Annotated in this window: 28 protein-coding genes; 23 read left to right on the top strand and 5 right to left on the bottom strand. The window is 62.5% G+C overall.

All coding sequences use genetic code 11. The features are described 5' to 3' along the window. Nucleotides 1-402: a type II toxin-antitoxin system HigA family antitoxin gene (locus ABV589_RS17385; RefSeq protein WP_108592757.1), complete on the bottom strand. Its 402-nt coding sequence runs from the start codon at nt 400-402 to the stop codon at nt 1-3. Then, on the bottom strand, nt 399-695 hold the full coding sequence (locus tag ABV589_RS17380; protein WP_367082721.1) for a type II toxin-antitoxin system HigB family toxin: 297 nt from the start codon (nt 693-695) through the stop codon (nt 399-401). The genes ABV589_RS17385 and ABV589_RS17380 overlap by 4 nt, the downstream gene beginning before the upstream one ends. A gap of 193 nt (nt 696-888) precedes the next feature. Here ABV589_RS17380 and trxC point away from each other — a divergent pair, with 193 nt between their 5' ends. Then, nucleotides 889-1,323, top strand: coding sequence for a thioredoxin TrxC (gene trxC / locus ABV589_RS17375; RefSeq protein ID WP_367082720.1), 435 nt, complete (start codon nt 889-891; stop codon nt 1,321-1,323). 129 nt (nt 1,324-1,452) lie between these two features. Here trxC and ABV589_RS17370 read toward each other — a convergent pair whose 3' ends face one another. Further along, nucleotides 1,453-2,223 (bottom strand): ParA family protein, encoded by a 771-nt coding sequence (locus ABV589_RS17370; RefSeq protein ID WP_367082718.1) that lies wholly within the window; start codon nt 2,221-2,223, stop codon nt 1,453-1,455. 361 nt (nt 2,224-2,584) lie between these two features. Between ABV589_RS17370 and ABV589_RS17365 the strand changes: the two genes are divergently transcribed. The 21 genes from ABV589_RS17365 to ABV589_RS17265 all read left to right on the top strand — a co-directional run bounded on the left by ABV589_RS17365 (nt 2,585) and on the right by ABV589_RS17265 (nt 21,641). Then, nucleotides 2,585-3,304 (top strand): beta-ketoacyl synthase chain length factor, encoded by a 720-nt coding sequence (locus ABV589_RS17365; RefSeq protein WP_367082717.1) that lies wholly within the window; start codon nt 2,585-2,587, stop codon nt 3,302-3,304. After that, a complete protein-coding gene (locus ABV589_RS17360; protein WP_367082716.1) occupies nt 3,280-4,089 on the top strand; it encodes a lysophospholipid acyltransferase family protein in 810 nt (269 codons plus the stop codon). Before ABV589_RS17365 ends, ABV589_RS17360 begins: the two co-directional genes overlap by 25 nt. Continuing rightward, the gene (locus tag ABV589_RS17355; RefSeq protein WP_007967290.1) at nt 4,070-4,330 is read left to right on the top strand and encodes a phosphopantetheine-binding protein; all 261 of its coding nucleotides are present in this window, start codon (nt 4,070-4,072) and stop codon (nt 4,328-4,330) included. The genes ABV589_RS17360 and ABV589_RS17355 overlap by 20 nt, the downstream gene beginning before the upstream one ends. Nucleotides 4,331-4,339: 9 nt before the next feature. Then, the gene (locus ABV589_RS17350) at nt 4,340-4,594 is read left to right on the top strand and encodes an acyl carrier protein (protein ID WP_003220947.1); all 255 of its coding nucleotides are present in this window, start codon (nt 4,340-4,342) and stop codon (nt 4,592-4,594) included. Continuing rightward, on the top strand, nt 4,591-5,136 hold the full coding sequence (locus ABV589_RS17345; RefSeq protein ID WP_367082715.1) for a hypothetical protein: 546 nt from the start codon (nt 4,591-4,593) through the stop codon (nt 5,134-5,136). The genes ABV589_RS17350 and ABV589_RS17345 overlap by 4 nt, the downstream gene beginning before the upstream one ends. Beyond that, complete coding sequence (locus ABV589_RS17340; protein WP_367082714.1) at nt 5,133-6,812, top strand: AMP-binding protein; 1,680 nt, start codon at nt 5,133-5,135, stop codon at nt 6,810-6,812. The genes ABV589_RS17345 and ABV589_RS17340 overlap by 4 nt, the downstream gene beginning before the upstream one ends. 128 nt (nt 6,813-6,940) lie before the next feature. Continuing rightward, nucleotides 6,941-7,675: a glycosyltransferase family 2 protein gene (locus ABV589_RS17335; RefSeq protein ID WP_367082713.1), complete on the top strand. Its 735-nt coding sequence runs from the start codon at nt 6,941-6,943 to the stop codon at nt 7,673-7,675. Continuing rightward, nucleotides 7,672-8,619 carry a glycosyl transferase gene (locus ABV589_RS17330; protein ID WP_367082711.1) on the top strand — a complete coding sequence of 316 codons (948 nt, stop codon included), beginning with the start codon at nt 7,672-7,674 and terminating at the stop codon, nt 8,617-8,619. The genes ABV589_RS17335 and ABV589_RS17330 overlap by 4 nt, the downstream gene beginning before the upstream one ends. Beyond that, complete coding sequence (locus ABV589_RS17325; protein WP_367082709.1) at nt 8,600-10,144, top strand: aromatic amino acid ammonia-lyase; 1,545 nt, start codon at nt 8,600-8,602, stop codon at nt 10,142-10,144. Before ABV589_RS17330 ends, ABV589_RS17325 begins: the two co-directional genes overlap by 20 nt. Beyond that, the gene (locus ABV589_RS17320; protein WP_003220936.1) at nt 10,137-10,562 is read left to right on the top strand and encodes a thioesterase family protein; all 426 of its coding nucleotides are present in this window, start codon (nt 10,137-10,139) and stop codon (nt 10,560-10,562) included. Before ABV589_RS17325 ends, ABV589_RS17320 begins: the two co-directional genes overlap by 8 nt. Next, entirely contained in the window at nt 10,559-11,161 is a 603-nt protein-coding gene (locus tag ABV589_RS17315) for an outer membrane lipoprotein carrier protein LolA (protein ID WP_367082708.1), read from the top strand. Before ABV589_RS17320 ends, ABV589_RS17315 begins: the two co-directional genes overlap by 4 nt. Then, nucleotides 11,145-13,484, top strand: coding sequence for a hypothetical protein (locus tag ABV589_RS17310; RefSeq protein WP_367082706.1), 2,340 nt, complete (start codon nt 11,145-11,147; stop codon nt 13,482-13,484). Before ABV589_RS17315 ends, ABV589_RS17310 begins: the two co-directional genes overlap by 17 nt. Then, the gene (locus tag ABV589_RS17305; protein ID WP_367082704.1) at nt 13,481-14,644 is read left to right on the top strand and encodes a sodium:proton antiporter; all 1,164 of its coding nucleotides are present in this window, start codon (nt 13,481-13,483) and stop codon (nt 14,642-14,644) included. The genes ABV589_RS17310 and ABV589_RS17305 overlap by 4 nt, the downstream gene beginning before the upstream one ends. Beyond that, nucleotides 14,631-15,878 carry an NAD(P)/FAD-dependent oxidoreductase gene (locus tag ABV589_RS17300; RefSeq protein WP_367082703.1) on the top strand — a complete coding sequence of 416 codons (1,248 nt, stop codon included), beginning with the start codon at nt 14,631-14,633 and terminating at the stop codon, nt 15,876-15,878. The genes ABV589_RS17305 and ABV589_RS17300 overlap by 14 nt, the downstream gene beginning before the upstream one ends. After that, nucleotides 15,875-16,600: a methyltransferase domain-containing protein gene (locus ABV589_RS17295; RefSeq protein WP_367082702.1), complete on the top strand. Its 726-nt coding sequence runs from the start codon at nt 15,875-15,877 to the stop codon at nt 16,598-16,600. Before ABV589_RS17300 ends, ABV589_RS17295 begins: the two co-directional genes overlap by 4 nt. 125 nt (nt 16,601-16,725) lie before the next feature. Beyond that, entirely contained in the window at nt 16,726-17,211 is a 486-nt protein-coding gene (locus ABV589_RS17290; protein ID WP_367086212.1) for a hypothetical protein, read from the top strand. Continuing rightward, nucleotides 17,208-18,404, top strand: a complete 1,197-nt coding sequence (locus ABV589_RS17285) for a beta-ketoacyl-[acyl-carrier-protein] synthase family protein (protein ID WP_367082701.1) — start codon at nt 17,208-17,210, stop codon at nt 18,402-18,404. The genes ABV589_RS17290 and ABV589_RS17285 overlap by 4 nt, the downstream gene beginning before the upstream one ends. Continuing rightward, nucleotides 18,401-18,865, top strand: a complete 465-nt coding sequence (locus ABV589_RS17280) for a hotdog family protein (RefSeq protein ID WP_367082699.1) — start codon at nt 18,401-18,403, stop codon at nt 18,863-18,865. The genes ABV589_RS17285 and ABV589_RS17280 overlap by 4 nt, the downstream gene beginning before the upstream one ends. Then, a complete protein-coding gene (fabG, locus tag ABV589_RS17275; protein WP_367082697.1) occupies nt 18,858-19,586 on the top strand; it encodes a 3-oxoacyl-ACP reductase FabG in 729 nt (242 codons plus the stop codon). The genes ABV589_RS17280 and fabG overlap by 8 nt, the downstream gene beginning before the upstream one ends. Further along, the gene (locus ABV589_RS17270; protein WP_150369486.1) at nt 19,586-20,812 is read left to right on the top strand and encodes a beta-ketoacyl-ACP synthase; all 1,227 of its coding nucleotides are present in this window, start codon (nt 19,586-19,588) and stop codon (nt 20,810-20,812) included. Before fabG ends, ABV589_RS17270 begins: the two co-directional genes overlap by 1 nt. Nucleotides 20,813-20,837: 25 nt before the next feature. Then, nucleotides 20,838-21,641 (top strand): hypothetical protein, encoded by an 804-nt coding sequence (locus ABV589_RS17265; protein WP_367082695.1) that lies wholly within the window; start codon nt 20,838-20,840, stop codon nt 21,639-21,641. Between the two features lie 109 nt (nt 21,642-21,750). On the opposite strand, the gene ABV589_RS17260 is transcribed toward ABV589_RS17265, so the two are convergent. Then, nucleotides 21,751-21,954 carry a transcriptional regulator gene (locus tag ABV589_RS17260; RefSeq protein WP_367082694.1) on the bottom strand — a complete coding sequence of 68 codons (204 nt, stop codon included), beginning with the start codon at nt 21,952-21,954 and terminating at the stop codon, nt 21,751-21,753. A 297-nt stretch (nt 21,955-22,251) separates the two neighbouring features. On the opposite strand from ABV589_RS17260, the gene ABV589_RS17255 reads away from it, so the two are divergent. Next, entirely contained in the window at nt 22,252-22,689 is a 438-nt protein-coding gene (locus ABV589_RS17255) for an excinuclease (RefSeq protein WP_367082692.1), read from the top strand. A gap of 82 nt (nt 22,690-22,771) precedes the next feature. Here the strand turns inward: ABV589_RS17255 and ABV589_RS17250 are convergent, their stop codons facing one another. Then, nucleotides 22,772-23,668: a LysR substrate-binding domain-containing protein gene (locus ABV589_RS17250; RefSeq protein WP_367082690.1), complete on the bottom strand. Its 897-nt coding sequence runs from the start codon at nt 23,666-23,668 to the stop codon at nt 22,772-22,774. Nucleotides 23,669-23,755 lie beyond the last annotated feature (87 nt).

Raw genomic sequence — 23,755 nt, 5'->3', positions numbered from 1 at the left:
CTAGATGAACACCTCTACAGGCACCTTGAAGTAGTCGGCCAACCAGCGAACCTGCCGCAGGTTCAATTTGCGCTTGCCGTTCAGAATTTCTGAAACAACGGATTGAGTACCCACACCCGGCAGATCGCTTTGAGTCAGACCATGTTCGCGCATCATGTAGCCGAGGACCTCTTCGCCGCTCGCATCGGCCATCGGATGGTGTGTGCGATCCCACTCGGCAATCCAGTCACTGATGATGTCCAGCAGACTCGCGAGTGGATGCGAGCCATCATCACCGGTTATCTCAAGGATCTCGTCGACGGCCTGAACCAAGGCGTCGTAATCCTCTTCATTTTTCGGTTTGCGCAACAACGGAGAGACAAACTCCCAGTGCTCGGCAACTGTCTTGATCAAACTACTCATACCTTTCTCTCCTTCCATTTGCCCCGATCGTATTCGCGGTGGTCGAGCACATGCTTGATGTAGAGCCTTTGTGACCGATAACTGACAAAAGCGATTAGCCTCAGTTTGTTGCCACCAATGTCGAAAACGTGGAGATCACCCACTTTGTCGATGGCAGGAAATATCGACTTCATTGCCGCAAAGTCCTTTGGATAACTCCTGCTTGCCAGACGAAACCATTGCGCTAGCGCGCTTGCTGCCTGTGGCCACTGCTCCTTGGCCTCTCGAATGGGTTTTTCACTGAACACATGCATGCAACATCCTTATCGCATTCTGCTATGGGGAGTTAATCACAAAATAAAATTATCGCAACTTGCGATAGACCCATGCAGACCAACGGTCTGCATCGGTACGACTCAGCCTAGATCCAACATTGAAATCCGCATGATTGAAAATATGAGCAAAAGTCTCCAACTAGGGTTTATCGCCCTTCCCTGGACCTCTCTCATGACCACTCCACTGCTGATCCCCTGCCCCGCCTGCAACGGCCTCAACCGCATCCCCGCCGAACGCCTCGCCGACCAGCCAAAATGCGGGCGCTGCAAATCCGCGGTGCTGTTGAGCAAGCCGTTCGAACTCAAGCAAGGTGACTACGCCAGCCAGATCAAAGGCGATCTGCCGTTGTTGGTGGATGTGTGGGCGGACTGGTGTGGGCCGTGCAAGTCCTTTGCGCCGGTGTTCGAGCAGGCGGCGGCGCAGTTGGCGGGTAAGTGCCGGCTGGCCAAGCTCGACAGCGAAGCCAATCAGCAGTTGTCGGCGCAGTTGGGGATTCGTTCGATTCCGAGCTTGATTCTGTTCAAGGACGGTCGGGAAGTGGCGCGCCAGAGCGGGGCGTTTCCGTTGCCGCAGTTGATGGCGTGGCTGCGTAGCCAGGGCATCTGACCCAACACAAATTCAATTGTAGGCCTTCGCCTGCTCGCGATGGCGTCTTTTCAGGCAACTCAGGTGCTCGCAGACAGGATGCCATCGCGAGCAGGCGAAGGCCTACAGGGGATCTGAATAGCTCAGGGGTCAGTGATCTTCGAGCAGGTTGTGCAGCTCAACGAACTGCTGCGTCAGCTTGTGCCGAGGGTCGAGGTGGATCAGCGGGGTGCTGGCCTGGTGCGACTCGCGCATGCGCACCGAGCTGGTCAGATACACCGGCAGCACCGGCAAGCCCTCGGCAATCAGCTCATCGAGAATCTGCTGCGGCAGGCTGGCCCGGGCCTGGAACTGGTTGACCACGATGCCTTCAACTTCCAGACCATCGTTGTGGTCTTCCTTCAGCTCTTCGATCTCCGCCAGTAGCCCGTATAGCGCCTGGCGCGAGAAGCTGTCGCAATCGAAGGGAATAAGCACACGATCGGCGGCAATCAGCGCCGACACCGCATAAAAGTTCAGCGCTGGCGGCGTATCCAGATAAATCCGGTCGTATTCGCCGTCCAGTTCATCGAGCAATTTGCGCAGCTTGTTGATCTTGTGTTTGGCCTCAAGCTTGGGCTGCAGATCGGCCAGCTCCGCGGTAGCGGTGATGATGTGCAGGTTGTCGAACGGGGTTTCGTAGATGTCGGCCTGGTTTTTTTTCGAGAACGGCCCGGAAGACAGGGTCTGCTTGAAGAAGTCGGCAATGCCCATCGGAATGTCATTGCCGGTGAGCCCCGTCAGATACTGGGTGGAGTTGGCCTGGGCATCAAGGTCGACCAATAGCGTGCGATAGCCTTCGCTGGCGCTGACCGCCGCCAGATTGCAGGCAATGCTTGACTTGCCCACGCCACCTTTCTGATTGAACACCACGCGCCGCATGACAAAACCTCCGTGTATCAAAGAATGACCGAGTGTAGTTGCCTGCGCGTGCGCTTCGCTAGCTTCAACGACGCGGACTACAGAGTCAGACGCAAAAATCAGCGGGCACAGCGAGCAAAAACCTTCCTGATGCGCTGATATGCCCGACAGACGAATCCCGCACGATCTGGATAATGGCCAAGTGACAGTTTTTTCGCGAACCACTCAGTACATTTCGTTGCGCAAAACGTAACCAACATTTGCTACACACTCGTCGCACCGGGATAATGCGCGCCACCCGGCGCCCAGCGCCACGTCAAGTCAGCCGCGGCTTTGGCGACTCAAAGCGTCATAAAAGCCCGCAGGGGCGGGATGAACATCCGTGATCAACTTCAACATCGCCCAATGGCGCGCGTGGGCCCCGGGGCTCGACAGCGTGGACGCGTGGCAGGCCTGGAGCCGACAACCGGTCGTGCTCCCGGACAGCGATGCCGCGCCCGATGTGTCGTTTCTGCCAGCCATGCAGCGCCGACGACTCAGCCGTCTGGCGCGGATGGCGTTCAGTGTCGGCTGGCCGCTGGCCGACGGACGGGAGAACCTGCCGCTGGTGTTTGTTTCACGACACGGCGAAACCCCGCGCACCTTCGAGATCCTCAGTGATCTGGCCAAGGACGAGCCGTTGTCGCCGACCCAGTTCAGCCTGTCGGTGCACAACGCGATCATCGGTCTGTGGTCGATCATGCGCGGCGAAACCAGCGAAATGACGGCCCTGGCGGCCGCAGGCGATGGCCTGGAACACGGCATCCTCGAAGCCGCCGCCCTGCTCGACGAAGGCGCGCCGGCGGTGTTGCTGATCATCACCGAAGAACAGCCGCCCGAGGCCTATTCGCAGTGGGTCGATGACGTGCCGTTCCCTTATGCGCTAGGTCTGCTGCTCACCCCCGGTACCGACTGGCGGCTGACCCTGAACAGCGGCCAGAAAGCTGTGTCCAAAGCGCACTGGCCGCACGCGCTGAATCTGTTGCGCACCCTGCTCGGTCAGCAAACCCATTGCCAACATGCCTGGAAAAATCGTGTATGGACCTGGCAACGCAACCCGTGACCGAGAAGAACCGCGACGCCTATTACTGGCGCTTGCTGGCCACCGCCGCCAGTTTCACCCTGTTCGGGTTCGGCGGGCTGTGCCTGCGCTTGCTGGTATTTCCGCTGCTCGGCTGTCTGCCGGGTGACGCGCTCAGGCATCGTCAGCGCGCGCGGCAGACCGTCAGTCGGCTGTTCTGGTTTTTCGTGCGATTCATGGCCCGCACCGGCGTGCTGACTTACGACATTCAAGGGGCCGAACGCCTCGGCCGACCGGGGCAGATGATCATCGCCAACCACCCGTCGCTGATCGACGTGGTGTTCCTGATCGGCCTGGTGCGCCAGGCCAATTGCGTGGTGAAGAAAGCCCTCTGGGAAAACCCCTTCACCCGTGGCCCGCTGCGCCGTACCGAATACATCAGCAACGACGGCAGCATGGACATGCTCGATGCCGCCGCCGAGTGCCTGCAAAACGGCCAGACCCTGATCATCTTTCCCGAGGGCACGCGCACTCAACCCGGTCAGGCGCCAGCCTTTCATCGGGGGGCTGCGGCGATTGCCCTGCGTGGTGCGAAAATCCTTACACCAGTGGTTATCAAGGTCAGCCCGACTACCCTGACCAAGGCCGAACCCTGGTATCGCATCCCCCGCCGTCGCGTGCACTTCAGTTTCCGTGTCGGGGCCGATATAGATCCACAGACTTTCGCCACGCAAGGCCCGGCCCCGCAGGCCTCGCGCAAGCTCAACGATTATTTGCACTCTTACTACATCAAGGAGCTCGCCGAAGATGAGCGATCTGCACCGTGAAATAAAACTGCTGATCATCGACGCCCTGGGCCTCGAAGACATCAGCGTCGACGACATCGGCGACGAGCAGACGCTGTTTGGCGAAGGCCTGGGCCTGGACTCCGTCGACGCATTGGAGCTGGGTCTGGCGATCCAGAAAAAGTACGGCATCAAGATCGACGCCGACGCCAAAGACACCCGTAACCACTTCACCAATGTGGCGAGCCTTGCGGCGTTCGTCACGGCAAAACAGGCAGCTTGAGACCGGACCATGCAAACTCGTGACGACATTTTCAACACCCTGCGCGATGCCTTGGTCGAGCTGTTCGAACTGGATCCGGCGCGGATCAGCCTGGAGTCCAACCTGTATCAGGATCTGGAGATCGACAGCATCGACGCGGTCGACCTGATCGATCACATCAAACGCCAGACCGGCAAGAAAATCGCCGCCGAAGAATTCAAATCGGTGCGCACCGTCGGTGACGTGGTCGAGGCGGTCTACCGCCTGGTTCAACCGGCCGCATGAGCCGATTGATCGGCCTCGGCCTGCTGCTGGCGGGCCTGCTGTACCCCTTTGCGGTGTATTTCGGCATGGAGCACTTCGCCCCGTGGCAGTTCGGACTGCTGCTGGGCGGGTTATGGCTGGCGCGCGCGCTGACCGGCGAGCGCAAGCCCGGCAGCCTGTGGATGGCCTGCGTGGCGATCGGGTTCTGCCTGCTGCTGGCGCTGTTCGACAGTCCGCTGTTGCTGCGCTGGTATCCGGTGCTGATCAGCGGCTTCATGCTGGTGCTGTTCAGCCTGAGCCTGAAATACGGACCGCCGATGGTCGAGCGCCTGGCGCGGCTGCGCGAGCCGCAACTGCCGCCCGAAGCCATCCGCTACACCCGCCAGGTAACCGTGGCTTGGAGCGTGTTTTTCTTCTGCAACGGTTTGTGCGCCGCGCTCCTGACCCTGTGGGCGCCGCTGCATTGGTGGATGTTGTACACCGGCCTGATTTCCTATGGATTGATCGGCCTGATGTTTGCCATTGAATGGCTGATACGACAACGGGTAAGAGGCCGTAAATGAACTGGATAAAACTTGAGCAACTGTTGCTCAAGGCCCTGCCGGAGCGCGCGATCAGCGCCGCCCCGGCGCTCGACCACACGCAATTGCGTGAGCAGGCGCTGAGTGTTGCCGCCGGCCTGCAGGCTCGCGGCGTGCGGCGCATGGCGGTGCATCTGGAAGATGCCGCCGACCTCGCCATCGCCCTGCTCGGGGCCTGGCGTGCCGGTGTCAGTGTGCTGTTGCCCTCGGACCTGCAAGCGCAGACCCGCCAGCGCTGGTCGAGTGAAGTCGATCTGTGGTTGAGCGATCACCCCGATGATGCTCACTTGAGCGATCTGCTGCAGCCGGCCCTGTCCGGTGCTGAGCTCGATCTCGAGCAGTGCCGCCTGAGTCTGTGCACCTCCGGCTCCAGCGGCGAGCCCAAGCGTATCGACAAGACTCTGCGCCAACTGGCCAACGAGGTCGAAGCCCTGGAGCAACTGTGGGGTGCGGATCTTGGTGAGGCCTGGATCATCGGCAGCGTCGCCACCCAGCACATCTACGGTTTGCTGTTCCGCGTGCTGTGGCCGCTGTGCGCCGGGCGTCCGTTCGTGCGCAAGCAACTGGCGTTCCCGGAAGATCTGCAACGCGCCAGCCGCGAACATCCGGCCTTCGCCTGGGTCGGCAGCCCCGCCCTGCTCAAACGCATGGGCGACAACCTCGACTGGCCGGCCCTGAGCGCCGTGCGTCGGGTGTTTTCTTCCGGCGGCGCATTGCCGACAGAGGCGGCGCAGAGCCTGCAGCAACGCCTGCAGCAGTGGCCGACGGAAATCCTTGGCAGCTCGGAAACCGGCGGCATCGCTTGGCGTCAGGGCGCCAGCCTGTGGCAGCCCTTCGCTGGGGTTGAACTGAGTCAGGACCGCGACGGCGCCCTGCTGATCGCATCCCCCTATCTGCCGGCCGGGCATGTCGAACACACCGCCGACGCCGCACGCATCGCCGCCGACGGCCGCTTTGAATTGCTGGGGCGGCTGGACCGCATCGTCAAACTCGAAGAGAAGCGCATTTCCCTGCCGATGCTGGAGCAGGCGCTGGTCGCCCACGCCTGGGTCGCCGAGGCACGGTTGGGCGTGGTCCAGGAAAACCGCGCAATGCTCGGGGCGCTGCTGGTGCTCAGTGAGCAAGGTCTGTTCGCCTTGCGCGAACACGGCCGCCGCAGCCTGACCGAAGCGCTGCGCAAACATCTGAGCGAGCATTGCGAAGCCCTGGCCTTGCCCCGGCGCTGGCGTCTGGTGCGGCAACTGCCGCTGAACAGCCAGGGCAAGCTGCCGCAGGCCGACATCGAAGCGCTGCTGCTGGCGCCACGGCCGAAAGCCCCGGAAGTGCTGGAGCAAGTCGAAACCGACGGCGAGTGGAGCCTGCAATTGAGTGTTCCACCGGACCTTGCCTATTTCAGCGGTCACTTCCCCAAGGCCCCGGTGCTGCCCGGCGTAGTGCAGGTCGAATGGGCACTGAACCTCGGCCGACAACTGCTGAACCTGCCCGGCAAATTTGCCGGCATGGAAGTGCTGAAATTCCAGCAACTGGTGCGCCCCGGCGATGAAATCCAGCTGCACCTGCGTTTCGATCCCGAGCGCGGCAAACTGTATTTCGCCTACCGTAACGACACCGCGACCTGCTCCAGCGGGCGAATCCTGCTAGGAGCCGCCGATGCATAACCTGTGGCGAGGGAGCTTGCTCCCGCTCGAGTGCGAAGCGCTCGCCAGCAATTTTATGTCGACTGGATTTGGGGCCGCTTCGCAGCCCAGCGGGAGCAAGCTCCCTCGCCACAATGGGTGCGTGAATCATGCATAACCCTTGCGCGGTAATTCCGGTCTACAACCATGAAGCCGCGATCGGCAGCGTGGTCGACGCGCTGCTCGCCCAAGGACTGTCGTGCATTCTGGTGGACGACGCCAGCACCCCGTCCTGCGCGCGAGTGCTGGATGCGCTGGCCGAACGCGACCACGTGCATCTGGTGCGTCTGACCCTCAATCAGGGCAAGGGCGGCGCGGTGATGACCGGGCTGCGCGAAGCGGCGCGCCTGGGTTTCACCCATGCCCTGCAGGTTGACGCCGACGGCCAGCACGACCTGCACGACGTCGCCCGTTTCGTCGAGGAATCCCGCGCCCACCCGGACGCGATGATCTGCGGTTATCCGCTGTTCGACGAGAGCGTGCCCAAGGGCCGCTTGTACGCACGTTATCTGACCCACGTGATGGTCTGGATAAATACGCTGTCGCTGCAGATCCGCGATTCGATGTGCGGTTTTCGCGTGTATCCGCTGGCCCCGACGCTGGCGGTGATCGACTCGGCGCGGGTCGGCAAGCGCATGGATTTCGACTCGGACATCCTCGTGCGTCTGGCGTGGCGCAACCAGCCGATGCGCTGGCTGCAGACCAGCGTGCATTACCCGCTGGACGGCGTCTCGCACTTCCGTCTGTTGCATGACAACGCACTGATTTCCAGCATGCATACCCGGTTGTTCTTCGGCATGCTGCTGCGCCTGCCCGTCATCCTCTGGCGCCGGTGGCGCCCATGAGCGTCGAGACCGACAAGAAGCATTGGGCCGACCGCGAAGAACGCGGCAGCTTCCTGCTGATGAAGTTCACCGCGTTCGCCGCCAAGGTGCTTGGCCGGCGTCTGCTCAGTCCCTTGCTGTACGGCATCGTCCTGTACTTTTTCCTGTTCGGCCGCACCGCGCGCAACAGTGCCTGGCAATACCAGCAACGGCTGGCCGACTGGAGCAACCGCACCGAATTGCGCCCGAGTTACTGGCGCGTGTTCCGCCAGTTCATGGCGTTCGCCGATTCGCTGCTCGACAAGCTCGACGTGTGGAACGGCAAGCTGCGCATCGAGCAGATCGAAATCATCGACCCGGCATTGCTGCGCAATCAGTTGCGCGGCAGTCGCGGGCAACTGTTGGTCGGCGCGCACCTGGGCAACCTGGAAGTGTGCCGGGCGCTGGCGGAGATCGGCGAAAAGGTCACCATGAACGTGTTGGTGCACACCAAGCACGCCGAGCAGTTCAACCGCTTGCTGGGCGAGGCCGGGGCGACCAATCTGCGCCTGATCCAGGTCAGCGAGCTGGACCCGGTGATCATGCTGCAACTGCACGAACGCCTGGAGCGCGGTGAATGGCTGGCGATTGCCGGCGACCGCGTGCCGTTACATGGCGGGCGCAGCGTCAGCGTGGACTTTCTCGGCCACCCGGCAGCGTTCCCGCAGGGGCCGTGGTTGCTGGCCGGTTTGCTCAAATGCCCGGTCAATCTGCTGATGTGCCTGAAACAACCGGACGGCCACTATCGCCTGACCCTCGAGCCGTTCGCCGACAGCGTGACGTGGACGCGCCGCGAGCGCGAGCAGGTCATTCATCAGTGGGCCACCCGCTATGCGCAGCGCCTGAGTCACTATTGCCTCGAAGCCCCGCACCAATGGTTCAACTTTTACCCTTTCTGGAAGACCGATGACGACGCCAACCCATGAGCCGGTAACCTTCGGCGAACGCCCTTTGCGCATCGAAGACGTGCTGACCCTGGCCAACCGTCAGGCGCCCGTGCAGTTGCAGAGCGACGCCGCTTACCGCGAACGCATCGCCAAAGGCGCACGGTTTCTCGATTCGTTGCTCGACAAGGAAGGCGTGATCTATGGCGTGACCACCGGTTACGGCGACTCCTGCGTGGTCGCGGTGCCGCTGCATCACGTCGAGGCACTGCCGCGTCATCTCTACACCTTCCACGGTTGCGGACTCGGCAAACTGCTCGACCCGCAAGCCACCCGCGCCGTGCTGGCGGCGCGTTTGCAGTCGCTGTGTCACGGCGTGTCCGGGGTGCGCATCGAACTGCTGGAGCGCCTGCACGCCTTCCTCGAACACGACATCCTGCCGCTGATCCCCGAAGAGGGTTCGGTCGGCGCCAGCGGTGATCTGACGCCGCTGTCCTACGTCGCCGCGACCCTGTCCGGCGAGCGCGAAGTGCTGTTCCGTGGCGAGCGTCGCCAGGCTGCCGACGTGCATCGCGAACTCGGCTGGACGCCGCTGGTGCTGCGCCCGAAAGAAGCGCTGGCCCTGATGAACGGCACCGCAGTGATGACCGGCCTCGCCTGCCTGGCCTTCGCCCGCGCCGACTATCTGCTGCAACTGGCCACGCGCATCACCGCGCTCAACGTGGTCGCGCTGCAAGGCAATCCGGAACACTTCGACGAGCGTCTTTTCGCTGCCAAGCCGCATCCGGGGCAGATGCAGGTTGCCGCGTGGTTGCGCAAGGATCTAGCGATTGACGCGCCGACCGCGCCGCTGCATCGTCTGCAGGATCGCTACTCGCTGCGCTGCGCCCCGCACGTGCTCGGGGTGCTGGCCGACAGCCTGAACTGGCTACGCTCGTTTATCGAGACCGAACTCAACAGCGCCAACGACAACCCGATCATCGACGCCGAAGCCGAGCGCGTGTTGCACGGCGGGCACTTCTACGGCGGGCACATCGCGTTCGCCATGGACAGCCTGAAAAATCTGGTGGCCAACGTCGCCGACCTGCTCGACCGGCAACTCGCGCTGCTGGTGGACGAGCGCTACAACCATGGTTTGCCGAGCAATCTTTCCGGCGCCCCGGCGGATCGCGCAATGATCAATCACGGCTTCAAGGCCGTGCAGATCGGCACCAGTGCCTGGACCGCCGAAGCGCTGAAAAATACTATGCCGGCCAGCGTGTTCTCGCGCTCCACCGAGTGCCACAACCAGGACAAGGTGAGCATGGGCACCATCGCCGCCCGTGACGCGATCCGCGTGCTGGAACTGACCGAGCAAGTCGCCGCCGCCACGTTGCTCGCGGCCAATCAGGGCGTCTGGTTGCGCGGTCGCGATGAAGACGCGCGTGCGCTGCCACCTTCGCTGGCCGCCATGCACGAAGAGCTAGGCAAGGACTTCCCGCCGGTCATCGAAGACCGCGCGCTGGAAGGCGAACTGCGCCTGTGCCTGCAACGCATCGCCGAGCAACACTGGAGGCTGCATGCGTAGCGCCGGAGTGCTGCACGCCGACACGGAAATCCTCGTGCCGTTTTTTGACATCGACACTATGCACGTGGTCTGGCACGGGCATTACGTCAAATACCTGGAAGTCGCGCGCTGCGCGCTGCTCGACCAGATCGGCCACAACTACACGCAGATGTCCGAGTCGGGTTACGCGTGGCCGATCATCGACCTGCAACTGCGTTATGTGCGTGGCGCGGTGTTCGGCCAGCGCTTGAACGTGCGCGCCAGTCTGGTGGAGTGGGAGAACCGCTTGAAGATCAATTATCTGATCACCGACCTGCAGACCGGCGAACGCCTGACCCGTGCCAGCTCGGTGCAGGTAGCGGTCGAGATCAGCAGCCGCGAGATGCAACTGGCCTCACCCAAAGTGTTCACCGATGCGGTGGAAAGGATGCTGCGATGAACCTGTTGCGCAAATGCCTTGGCGCCTTGGCGCTGCTCGCTGTATCAGGCCTGGCCAACGCCTTCGACCTGCAGCAATTGAGCGAACAACTGGCGAAACCGGACGTTATCCACGGCCAGTTCATCCAGGAAAAACACCTGCGCGCTCTGCCCCAGCCGTTGATCAGCAAGGGCAGCTTCGTCCTGGCGAAAAACCACGGCCTGCTCTGGTTGCTCAAGACCCCGCTGCAACAGGACTACCGCATCACCGCCAACGGCATCGCGCGACGCGATGGCAACGCTTGGCAACTGCTGCCGAACAAGAGCGCCGGGGCCGAACAGAACCGTTTGTTCCTCGCTGTGCTGCAAGGCGACAGCAGCGGCTTGCAACGGGATTTCGAGCTGGCCCTGAGCGGCGATGCACAGAAGTGGAAGCTCACCCTGACCCCGCGCTCGGTACTGCTCAAGCAAGTGTTCAATCAGATCAAAATCGACGGCGGTGAACTGGTGCAGACCATCGAACTGCTGGAAACCCAGGGCGACAGCACTGTGCTGCGCATGCAGGACAGCACTGCAAGCCAGCCGTTGAGCGAAGCGGAGCAACATGACTTTGCCGAGTGAACGCAGGCTGCCGTGGCTGTTCCTGATCCTGCTGCTGGCGGTCATCGCGCTGGCCGGGTGGCAGTGGCGCGACGGTGCGCCGCTGTCGGCCAACCTCATGGAACTGGTGCCCGGAACCAACCCTGACGCCCTCGAACTGCGCGCCGAACAGCGCATGCAGGAGCCGCTCAATCGGGAAATGCTGGTGCTGGTCGGCCACGCCGATCGCCAGCAGGCGGTGGCCATGGCGCAGACCCTCGGCGAGCAATGGCAGGCCAGCGGTCTGTTCGAAAAGGTCCAGTGGAACCTGCAGGCGGATCTGCCAGCGCTGCGCTCGCAATTGCTGCAAGGGCGGCTGGCGATGCTCTCGGAGGACGATCGGCAGCTGTTGATCGAACACCCAGACGCGTTCATTCAGCAACGGGTGCAGGCACTGTTCGACCCGTTCAACGGTTTCACCCTGGTGCCGAGCCAGGACGACTGGCTGGGCCTGACCGGACGCATCCAGAACAGCCAGCCGAAACACGGCGCGGTGCAACTGGACATCGGCAGCGGCGCACTGGTCGCCGATGCCGACGGCAAGCGCTGGGTGCTGCTGCGCGCACGCACCACCGGCAATGCCTTCGACATGAACCTGCCGCTGAAAGTCGCCGATCTGCTGCAGCACAGTCGCGAGCAAGCGGCGAAATCTGACGTGCAACTGCTGGCTGCCAGCGGCCTGCTGTACGCCGCCAACGGTCAACAACAAGCTACCCGCGAAATGACCTGGGTTGGCGGCGGCGCCACGCTCGGGATTCTGTTGTTGCTGCTGTTGGCGTTTCGCCGCTGGCGGGTGCTGCTGGCGTTCGTGCCGGTGCTGGTGGGCATGCTGTTCGGCGCGGTGGCCTGCGTGGCGCTGTTCGGCCACATGCACGTGATGACCCTGGTACTCGGCTCCAGCCTGATCGGCGTGGCGGTGGATTACCCGCTGCACTATCTGTCGAAAAGCTGGAGCCTCAAGCCGTGGCGCAGTTGGCCGGCGCTGCGCCTGACCCTCTCCGGGCTGACGCTGAGCCTGATTACCAGCGCCATCGGTTACCTGGCGCTGGCCTGGACGCCCTTCCCGGCGCTGACGCAAATCGCGGTGTTCTCTGCCGCCGGCTTGCTCGGTGCGTATCTGTCGGCGGTGTGCTTGTTGCCGGCCCTGCTGAAAAACGTGGAACTGCAGCCGGCGCAATGGCCGCTGCGCCTGGCCGAGCGTCTGGTAAAGCTGCGCGAAAACCTGCTCGAACATGTGCGTACGCCGGTGCTACTGGCGCTGGTGATCGCCTTCTGCGCCGGCGGTCTGGTGCAGCTGCAAAGCAGGAACGACATTCGCCAGTGGGTCGGTGCGCCACAACGCCTGACCGATGAGGCGCAGACCATCGCACGCATCACCGGCTATCAGCCGACCAGCCAGTTCTTCCTCGTGCGCGGCGCCAATCAGCAGCAACTGCTGGAGCGTCAGGCCGCACTGAGCGAACGCCTGCAGCAACTGGTCAACCTCGACAAACTGCAAGGCTATCTGGCCCTCGATCAACTGCTCAGCCCGCCGAGCCAGCAACAGCAGGTTCGCGAAGCGCTGAGCAAACTGCCGCAATACTGGCAGCCATTGCTCGACCTCGGCGTACCGCTCGCGGCGCTGCAAACCGAGTTGCAGCAATTGCAGAGCCTGCCTGCCGAAGACATCGACGCGGCGCTGGCCGGGCCTTTGGGCGAGCCTTACCGCACACTGTGGCTTGGCCCGACCGCTGACGGCGTGGCGGCAATGACCAGCCTGCAAGGGCTGAACAATCCGTCACTGCTGCGGGTCCAGGCCCTGGACTTGCCGGGGGTGATGCTGGTGGATCGTCTCGGCGAATTGAACAACGTGTTCGCCGCAACCCAGATCAGCGCCGCCGAACTGAAACTCGCCTCCTGCGTGTTGATCGTGCTGGTGCTGACCGTGCCGTTCGGCTTCGGCGGCGCCTTGCGCATCGTCGCCCTGCCGTTGCTGGCGGCGCTGTGCAGCCTGGCCAGTCTCGGTTGGCTCGGTCAGCCGCTGACCCTGTTCAGTCTGTTCGGCCTGCTGCTGGTGACGGCGATCAGCGTCGATTACGCGATCCTCATGCGTGAGCAGGTTGGCGGTGCGGCGGTCAGCCTGCTGGGCACCTTGCTGGCGGCGCTGACGACCTGGTTGTCGTTCGGTCTGCTGGCGGTGTCGAGCACGCCGGCGGTGAGCAACTTCGGCCTGGCGGTAAGCCTGGGGCTGGCGTTCAGTTTCATTCTGGCGCCGTGGGCCGGACGTCACGTCCACCGCGCCGCCGTCGTGGAGCCGGCAGCGTGATGGTCGTCGGTTTCTGGCTGATGGCCCTGGTGCTGTTTGCTGTGGCGACCCGTATCGGCCGGCATTTCGGCCTGATCCCGATCGTCAGCCAGTTGCTGCTGGCCAGCTTCGGTTTGCCGCTGTTGATGTATTTCTGGATCGAACCGGGCTGGCAGCTCAGCGGAGCCCAACTGATTGCGCCGGTGTGGCTGAAAGACCTCTACAGCCTGAGTTTCGCGCTGCTGCTCGGGCACATCCTCAGCGATGTGATCGATCTGCGTCTGGATCGTCAGAGCGTGAAAATCGCCGTGCCGAGTTTTGCCGTGCCGTTCGCCTGCGGTCTGGCCGTCGCCTGCTGGCTGCTGCCGGCGCAGCCGTGGCTGAACTCGCTGGCCATTGGGCTGGTGTTCGCGATCACCGCAATCCCGGTGCTGTACCTGTACCTGCGCCACATCGATTACCCGCCCGCCGCTACCCGGCGTCTGGTGCAAACCGCAATCCTCATCGACCTGACCTGCTGGACGCTGTTCGGCCTCGCTCAGGGCAGTCTGCACTTGAGCAGCCTGTTGCTGCCGCTGGGTCTGGCTTGCGTGCCGCTGCTGCTGCATCTGCTGCGCGTGCGTCGACCGCTGACCTACAGCCTCGGCTTCTTCGCGCTGCTGGTGCTGGCCGAGCACTACAAACTCAACGCACTGATTTTCGGCATCGGTTATCTGCTGTGCATGGCGCTGCTGAAAGTGCCGTTGGTAATGCCATTGCCGGCACGGTGGATGAGCCGTTTGCAGACGTGGATCGCGATCCCGCTGATCCTCACCTTCGGCATCGTGCAGATCGACGTGCACAGCGCCCTCGCCAGCCTCGGCGCGGTGCAATGGGCGGCGCTGCTGCTGTTGCCGATTGCCAGTAAACTGCTCGGCAACTGGCTCGGCCTGGGCTGGGCCGGTGCGTCGTTCGAAGGCGCCAGCCGCTGGCGTGAAAGCGTCCTGCTGAACATTCGCGGGCTGAGCGAAATCGTCTTTCTCAACCTGTTGCTGCAACAACAGCTGATCAGCCCGGCGCTGTACTTCGCGCTGATGCTGATGGGCCTGATCGCGACGCTGTTGCCGGCCCTGATCGGCCTGCACCGCGCGCCCATGAAAACCACCGCCACCGCGCCCGGGAGTTCACGTGCCAACCGTTGAAATGCAACGTCGTCAGGTAGTGATCATCGGTGCCGGCCCGTCCGGCGCCATCGCCGCTGCGCTACTCACGCGCAAGGGCCACGATGTGCTGGTGCTCGAGCGCCAGCACTTTCCGCGTTTTTCCATCGGTGAAAGCCTGCTCAGCCATTGCCTGGACTTCGTCGAAGAAGCCGGCATGCTCGAAGCCGTCAACGCCGCCGGCTTCCAGCGCAAGACCGGTGCCGCGTTCGCCTGGGGCGAGCGCTACAGCGCCTTCGATTTCGGCGATACCTTCACCGCAGGCAAACCGACCACGTTTCAGGTGCAGCGCGCCGATTTCGACAAGCTGCTGGCCGATCAGGCTGCACTGCAAGGTGCCGAAATCCGCTACGGCGACGCCATCGTCCGCGTCGATTTCGAGCGGGCCAAACCACTGCTAGAAGTACTGCGCGAGGATGGCAGCGAATACCGCGTCGAAGCGGATTTCGTACTGGATGCCAGCGGTTACGGACGCGTGCTGTCGCGCCTGCTCGAGCTGGAAGCGCCATCGAATTTCCCGGTGCGCCAGGCGGTGTTCACCCACGTTGAAGATCACATCGACAACCCGGCCTTCGACCGCGAGAAAATCCTCGTCACCACCCATCCCGAGCACCGCGACATCTGGTTCTGGACGATCCCGTTCAGCAATGGGCGCTGCTCGGTGGGCGTGGTCGCTGCCGCCGAACACTTCAAGGGGCGCGACAGCGATCTGGATGCCTGCCTGCGCGGTTTCATCGGCGAAACCCCGAGCCTTGCCGGCGTATTGAACAACGCGGTGTGGGACACCCCGGCGCGCACCCTCGGCGGTTATGCGGCCAATGTGAAAACCCTGCACGGACCGGGCTTCGCCCTGCTTGGCAACGCCGCAGAATTTCTCGACCCGGTGTTCTCTTCCGGCGTGACCATCGCCATGCGCTCGGCGAGCATGGCCGCGGCGGTCCTGCACCGACAGTTGCAGGGCGAAACCGTCGACTGGCAGCGCGAGTTCGCCGACCCGCTCAAGCGTGGCGTCGATACCTTCCGCTGCTACGTCGAGGGTTGGTACGCCGGCACCTTTCAGGACGTGATTTTTTACCAAGACAGTCAGGCGGAGATTCGCCGGATGATCTGCTCGATCCTCGCCGGTTACGCCTGGGATGAACGCAATCCGTTCGTCAGCGAAGCGCGCCGCCGGTTGAAGATGATTTCCGAACTCTGTGCAAAGGACGCCCCATGAATTACTTGAGCGACAGCTACGTCGAGGAAACCCGCTTCGGTTTCTGGTTCCTGCGCAGCCACACTTGGCAGCACCATGTGTTGCGCGTGGCGATCAACGATTTGCGCGGGCTGTTCAGCGAGTCGCTGCCGGTCGATCCGGTGCTGCTGGATGCCGGCTGCGGTCAGGGCAAATCGTTCCGCCACCTGCGCCAGACTTTCGCCCCGCAACGCTTGATCGGCGTCGATGCCGATCCGCACAGCCTTGAGTTGAGTGCCGAGGAAGCGGCGCGGCAGGGCTTCGATGTGGAGCTGAACGGCAGCGATTGCGCGACACTCAACATCGCCGATGCCAGTGTCGACCTGCTGTTCTGCCACCAGACCTTTCATCATCTGGTCGAACAGGAAAAAGCCCTCGCCGAGTTCTATCGCGTGCTCAAACCGGGCGGTTATCTGCTGTTCGCCGAGTCCACCGAGGCTTACATTGATACCTGGGTGATCCGTTGGCTGTTCCGTCATCCGATGCATGTGCAGAAGAGCGCCGCGCAGTACCTGGAGATGATTCGCCAGCAGGGTTTCCAATTCAGTGAGCGCAACGTTTCGTACCCGTATCTGTGGTGGAGCCGGTCGAAGGATTTCGGCCTGCTGGAACGGTTCGGGTTGCGCCGGCCGAAGCCGTTTGGCGAGCGTGAGGAAACGTTGGTGAATGTCGTCGCGCGCAAGCCATTGCAAGGTGATATCTGATGCACCGCTATCGACCTGCACACCTGTCCCCCTGTGGGAGCTGGCTTGCCAGCGATAGCGGTGGGTCAGTCGGACTCAATTTTGGATGTGCCAAAGCCATCGCTGGCAAGCCAGCTCCCACAGGGATTCTGGGGTGGCTGATATTGGCGCTCTGCTCTCTGCTGCTGAGTGGTTGCGCCAGCCAGGCGCCGTTGCCCGCGAGCAGCCCGACGCTGCCATTGCCGCTGCAACTGCACATCGAACGCCAACAGGCCGATCAGCGTCAGGACTGGCTGTTGGTGATCCAGCGCGAAGGCCCTGGCATCCGCTGGTCGATGATGGATCCGCTGGGCATTCCCCAGGCCCGTCAGCAACTGATCGATGGGCACTGGCAGGCCGACGGGCTGCTGCCGCCCAACCCGGAAGCCCGGGAGCTGTTTGCCGCGTTGCTGTTCGCCCTGACCCCGTCCGGCGAGCTGGTGCGCAATTACCCCGCCGCGCAGCAGCAGGGCAAGCAACGCACGCTGGCGCCGCGCTGGACGATCCGATATGCACAACCGTTGAGCTTTGAATTGAACCTGCCCCAAGGCCCGCACTATCGGGTTTCTCCCCTCGGTGAACCGACGCCATGACTGCCTACCTCAATGCCCTCGGCGTGATCTGCGCGCTGGGCCGCGACAAGCACCAGGTCGCGCACAACCTGTTTGCCGGTGACTGCTCGGGCATGCGCCGCGAGTCTGGCTGGGTGGCCGGGCGTGAGTTGCCGGTAGCGGCGGTGCACGGTGAGCTGGCGGCGATTCCGGCCGAACTGGCCGAGCAGAGCAGCCGCAACAATCAACTGCTGCTGGAAGCCGCGCTGCAGATTCGCGAGGACATCGACCGGGCGATTCAGACCTACGGTCGTGAGCGTATTGGCGTGGTGCTCGGCACCAGCACCTCGGGGATCGACGAAGCCAGTCGCGGGTTGGCGCATTACCTTCGCGAGCAGCAGTTCCCCACCGAGTACGACTATCGGCAACAGGAACTCGGCGCCCCGGCGAATTTTCTCGCCGACTGGCTGCAACTCAGCGGCCCGGCCTATGTGATTTCCACCGCCTGCACGTCCAGCGCTCGGGCGTTGATGAGCGCCCAGCGCCTGCTCGCTCTGGGCCTGTGCGATGCGGTGCTGTGCGGCGGCGTCGACAGCCTGTGCAAACTGACACTCAACGGTTTCAGCGCACTGGAAGCGGTGTCCGACGAGCGCTGCAATCCGTTCTCGGCCAACCGCAATGGCATCAATATCGGCGAAGCGGCGGTGCTGTTTCTGATGAGCAAGCAACGCGGCGACGGCGCGGGCATCGCCCTGCTCGGCAGCGGCGCCAGCTCCGACGCGCACCACATTTCCGCGCCGGAACCGAGCGGCCGCGGCGCCCTGCAAGCGATGCAGAAAGCCTTGAGCCGCGCACAGTTGCAAGCGGCGCAAATCAGCTACCTGAACCTGCACGGCACCGCGACCCAGCACAACGATGCGATGGAAAGTCTGGCGGTCGCCACGCTGTTTCCTGAAGGCGTGGCCTGCTCGTCGACCAAGCCGATGACCGGCCACACCCTCGGCGCGGCCGGCGCCCTCGAAGCGGCGTTCTGCTGGCTGAGCCTGAGCACCGACAACCCGCAACACGCCTTGCCGCCACACGTCTGGGATGCCCAGCCCGACCCCGATTTGCCGGCGTTGAAGTGGGTGACCGCGAGCGAACGCCTGTCGTCCATTGCACCGCGCTACCTGATGAGCAACTCGTTTGCCTTCGGCGGCAACAACGTCAGCCTGATTATCGGAGACGCACCATGAACGACTGGCCGCTCGCCGAACTGCTGCCCCACGCTGGCGACATGATTCTGATCGACCGCATCCTCAGTTTCGACGAGGAACAGATCCACACCCGCCTCACGGTCAAGCCCGACGGTTTGTTCAACCTGCCCGACGGCAGCCTGCCGGCGTGGGTCGGTGTCGAGCTGATGGCGCAAAGCGTTGCCGCGTTCGCCGGTTGCCATGCGCGGCAGAAGGGCAATCCGGTGGAGCTGGGTTTCCTCCTCGGCACGCGCAAATTCGAGTGCAACGTCGAGGCGTTTGCGGCCGGCAGCGAACTGACCATCCACGGCATCCGTTCGCTGGAAGACGACAACGGCATGGGTGTTTTCGAATGCCACATCCACGGGCTCGGCATCGAGGCCAGCGCACGCTTGAACGTGTTCCGCCCGCCGCAGCCCAGCCAATACCTTGAACAAACCAGAGAGTCGAACGATGACTGAATCCGTACTGGTCACCGGCTCCAGCCGTGGCATCGGCCGCGCCATTGCCTTGCGTCTGGCGCAGGCCGGGCACGACATCGTCCTGCACTGCCGCAGCGGCGTGGCTGAAGCCCAAGCGGTGAAAGCCGAAGTCGAAGCGCTGGGGCGCCACGCGCGCATCCTGCAATTCGACGTCGCCGACCGCGAAACCTGCAAAACCATCCTCGAAGCCGACGTCGAAACCCACGGTGCCTATTACGGCGTGGTGCTCAACGCCGGCCTGACCCGCGATGGCGCTTTTCCGGCGCTGAGCGATGACGATTGGGACGTGGTGCTGCGCACCAATCTCGACGGTTTCTACAACGTCCTGCACCCGGTGATGATGCCGATGATCCGTCGTCGCGCCGCCGGTCGGATCGTCTGCATCACTTCGGTGTCGGGTTTGATCGGCAACCGTGGCCAGGTCAACTACAGCGCCTCCAAGGCCGGGGTGATCGGTGCGGCGAAAGCGTTGGCGATTGAACTGGGCAAGCGCAAAATCACGGTTAACTGCGTCGCGCCGGGCCTGATCGACACGGCGATGCTCGACGAAAACGTGCCGGTGGAAGAGCTGATGAAAATGATCCCCGCACAACGCATGGGCACCCCGCAAGAGGTTGCCGCTGCGGTGAATTTCCTGATGTCGGCGGAAGCCTCGTACATCACCCGCCAGGTCCTGGCGGTCAACGGAGGCTTGTGCTGATGAAGCGCGTCGTCGTCACCGGCATGGCCGGCATCACCTCGCTGGGGAGCGACTGGCAGACCATCGCCGGCAACTTCGCGGCCAACCGCAGCGGCATCCGCCGGATGGACGAGTGGGACCGCTTCAGCGAACTCAACACCCGCCTGGCCGGGCCGATCGATGATTTTGTCGTGCCGCCGCACTGGACCCGCAAGCAACTGCGCAGCATGGGCCGGGTCTCGCGGCTGGCCGTAGGCGCGGCGGAACAGGCACTGGCCGACGCCGGCCTGCTCGGTGACGAAACCATCAAGGACGGGCGCATGGGCGTGGCCTGCGGCTCATCCACCGGCAGCACCGACGAGATCAAGGCGTTCGGCAACATGCTGCTCAACTCGGTGGCCGAGGGGCTCAATGCCAACTCCTATGTGCGGATGATGCCGCACACCACCGCGGCCAATATCAGCATTTTTTTCGGCCTCACCGGACGCCTGATCCCGACGTCCAGCGCCTGCACCAGCGGCAGTCAGGGCATTGGCTACGCGTATGAAGCGATCAAGTTCGGACGGCTGCCGCTGATGCTCGCCGGCGGTGCCGAAGAGCTGTGCCCGACCGAAGCCATGGTGTTCGACGCGCTGTACGCCACCAGCCTGAAAAACGACGCGCCACAGACCAGCCCACGTCCGTACGACAAGGGCCGCGACGGTCTGGTGATCGGCGAAGGCGGCGGCATGCTGGTGCTCGAAGAGCTGGAGCATGCGCTGGCGCGCGGTGCGCGCATCCATGCGGAGATTGTCGGTTTCGGCAGCAACGCCGACGGCCAGCACACCACCCGCCCGGAGCAGATAACCATGCGCCGCGCCATGGAACTGGCGCTGGAGGACGCCGGGCTGACGCCGGACGCCATCGGTTACGTCAATGGTCACGGTACCGCTACAGAACAGGGCGACATTGCCGAAACACTGGCAACCAGCAGTCTGTTCGGCGAACACATGCCGATCAGCTCGCAGAAGAGTTTCCTCGGCCACACGCTGGGGGCCTGCGGCGCGCTGGAGTCGTGGTTCAGCATCGAAATGCTCAATCGCGATCTGTACGTGCACACGCTCAACCTCGACGAGGTCGATCCGCACTGCGGCAAGCTCGACTACCTGCGCGGCGAATTCCGCCAGATGCATCACGAGTACGTGATGAACAACAATTTCGCTTTTGGTGGCGTCAACACCTCGTTGATTTTCCGCCGCTGGCACTGACCGCAATACGTTTGGAGTGAAGGGAATGACTCAGTTTCACCGCATCGCCGCCCTGCTGGCCCTGGCCTTTGTGCTCGGCGGTTGCACCAGCAAACCGGTTTACAACGCCAAGGAAGAGTTCTCGCCCAACCTCGGCTTCACCCAGCAACAGATGAGCCGCGCCATCGTCACCGCGCTCAATGATCGCCAGTGGGTGGTGCAGTCGGTGCGTCCGGGCATGATCAAGGCAGCGATTACCGTGCGCGGCCGTCACCACGCCGAAGTCGACATCCCGTTCAGCCCGACCTCGTTCGAAATCGACTACCGCAGCAGCTACGGCCTCGACGCCAAGGACGGCAAGATCCACGGCAACTACAACCGCTGGGTCAACCGCCTGCGCGATAACGTACTCAAGGAGCTGTCGATCAACCCGGACATCGAATTCGTCAACGACCTGGGCATCGTCAAGCAAGGCGCCGACGAGCCGACCTACCTGAGCTTTCGCGAGGGCGTCAAACGCGCCACCGACGCCGGCCTGCTGGACGGCAGCGTGAAGTTCTACCTGGCCGGCGAAGCCCTGCCAAAACAGGTGCGCAAACTCGACACCGTGAGCAGCAGCCGCAAAACCAACGGCTCGAACAAATCCGACACCGACGCCTGCTTCTGGGCCCTGCAATCGGCCCTCGCGACCCTGCAGAACGCCGCGAAAAAAGCCGACGCCAACGCCGTGATCAACATCGCCAGCGTCGACCAGCGCGACCTGTACAAAGACACCGAGAAATTCCAGTGCCGTGCGGGCCTCGTAGTGTCGAGCGTGGCGTTGCGTGGGGATTTGGCACACGTTGATTGATTGACTGTAGAAACGACAAAGGACGCCTTACGGCGCCCTTTCACAAACAGGTTGGCTTGTCATCGCCGTTCACCTGTCTGGCTCTGTGATGGCTGGTTGCCCAGGATCCTCAGAGTCTCACAAGCCCCTTGGGGGAACATTTTTGGGCATCGCCCAACATCTTGAGGCGGGCACGGGCAATCGTCTCTTGCACTTTGGCGATGAACCGAAGATCTCCCCCGGCTTCATCCAAGCAAACCTCAAGATAGCTCACCAAGTCCTCTTCATTTTTCAAATAATCGATAGAGTCCCAGTTCGTGAATTTTTCGATCATGTTTTTTCTTGATGATTTCTGGCGTTATGAAAATTAGCGTCCTTAGGTTATTCACACAAGGCACATCACTTCTGATGTTTTTGTAGGGAATGCACTGACCTTGTGTAGTCCAGATCGCAATCACCTTAAAATCCGCGATAACGCGAGGATAAATTTTCTCGCCATAAGGGCACTATTCGGCGCCCTGCTCATTTCAGCTCTACACTCGTCCTGACAGGCCGTCGCACCGCGCCTGCTTGAACGGCGAGCCTATCAGCCCTGCACTCGCGGTTCTCTTTCACCGTCAAGGAGATGACCATGCAAGTGAAAGCCCTGATCGCCGCCACGCTCCTCGGGCTATTGCCCGGCGCCAGCCACGCCACCAACCTGATGTACATGCCGTTCGAGACGGTGCTCTCGGACGCGATTCGCGCCGGGCGGCTGGATGGCAGTGTGAAGTTCTATCTGATCGGCAACGGGCCGCAGGGCACGCAGCAGTTGTTGCGTCGGGATGTGGTCAGTGATCTGAAGACCAACGGCTTCAACAAGAGCGATCACGACTCCTGCGAATGGGTGCTGCAGTCGAACCTGATCAAGTTGCAGGCCGACGCCAAGCGGGTCGGGGCGAATGCGGTGGTCAATATCGTCAGTTATTACGACCAGCATGTGCGCAAGGATTTGAATACCTACGAGTGCCGGGCCGGGGTGTTTGTGACGCGGGTGGCGTTGAAGGGGGATCTGGTGCGGTTGCCCTGACGGCAAGATCAAAAGATCGCAGCCTGCGGCAGCTCCTACATTGGAATGCTTACCTGTAGGAGCTGCCGCAGACTGCGATCTTTTAAGCGGACTCAACCTTGCGTGTCAGCAGTTCGACAAACGCCTTGGCCATCGGCGATTTCTGATCCTTGCGCTGCACCAGCCACACCGCCGACACCGCCTCCGGATCGAGCAGTGGTCGATAGACCACACCATCAATACGCATCCGCTGATACGACGCCGGCAACACCGAAACTCCCAGCCCCGCTGCGACCAGTCCGATGATGGTCATCGCCTCCCCCGCCTCCTGGGCGAAGTGCGGACTGAATCCGGCATCGCGGGCCAGACTGAGCAGTTGCGCATACAAACCGCTGCCATAGCTGCGTGGAAAGAACACGAACGGCTCCAGCGCCAGCGCCGAGAGGAACAAGCCTTCCTCGCTGCCCTGCGCCAACGGATGTTTGGAGCCGAGCACCGCCACCAGCGGCTCACGCATCAGCTCCACCACACTCAGCGAATCCGGCAGGCCCAGCGGGCGCATGATGCCGACTTCGATCGACTCATCCACCAGCGCGTCCGCGACCATGGTGCTGCTCATCTCCCGCAGGTTCAGGTGGACTGCCGGGAAACGCTGACGAAAAGCAAAAATCGCCTGGGGAATGGTCGAGTTGAACGGCGCCGATGAGGTGAAGCCTATCTTCAATTCACCCAATTCGCCGAGTTGCGCACGCCGGGCGACATCCGCGGCTTTGTCGACCTGCGCCAGCACCAGCCGCGCCTCCTGCAGAAACAATCGGCCGGCCTCACTCAGTTCGACCCGACGATTGGTGCGCTCGAACAACCGCGCGCCGACCTCTTGCTCCAACGCCTGAATCTGCTGACTCAGCGGTGGCTGAGAGATCCCCAGCACCTGTGCGGCGCGGCCGAAATGCAGTTCTTCGGCGACGGCGATGAAGTAGCGCAGATGACGCAATTCCATGGAAACCCCATTAGGTCGTTAAAGCTATCAAACAGGTCGAACAATATATTGGATAGAAACATTAGCCAGCTATATGATTTTTTCATT

This window comes from Pseudomonas sp. HOU2, assembly GCF_040729435.1.
Lineage (GTDB): Bacteria > Pseudomonadota > Gammaproteobacteria > Pseudomonadales > Pseudomonadaceae > Aquipseudomonas.
This window is presented reverse-complemented; position numbering and strand designations above follow the sequence as displayed.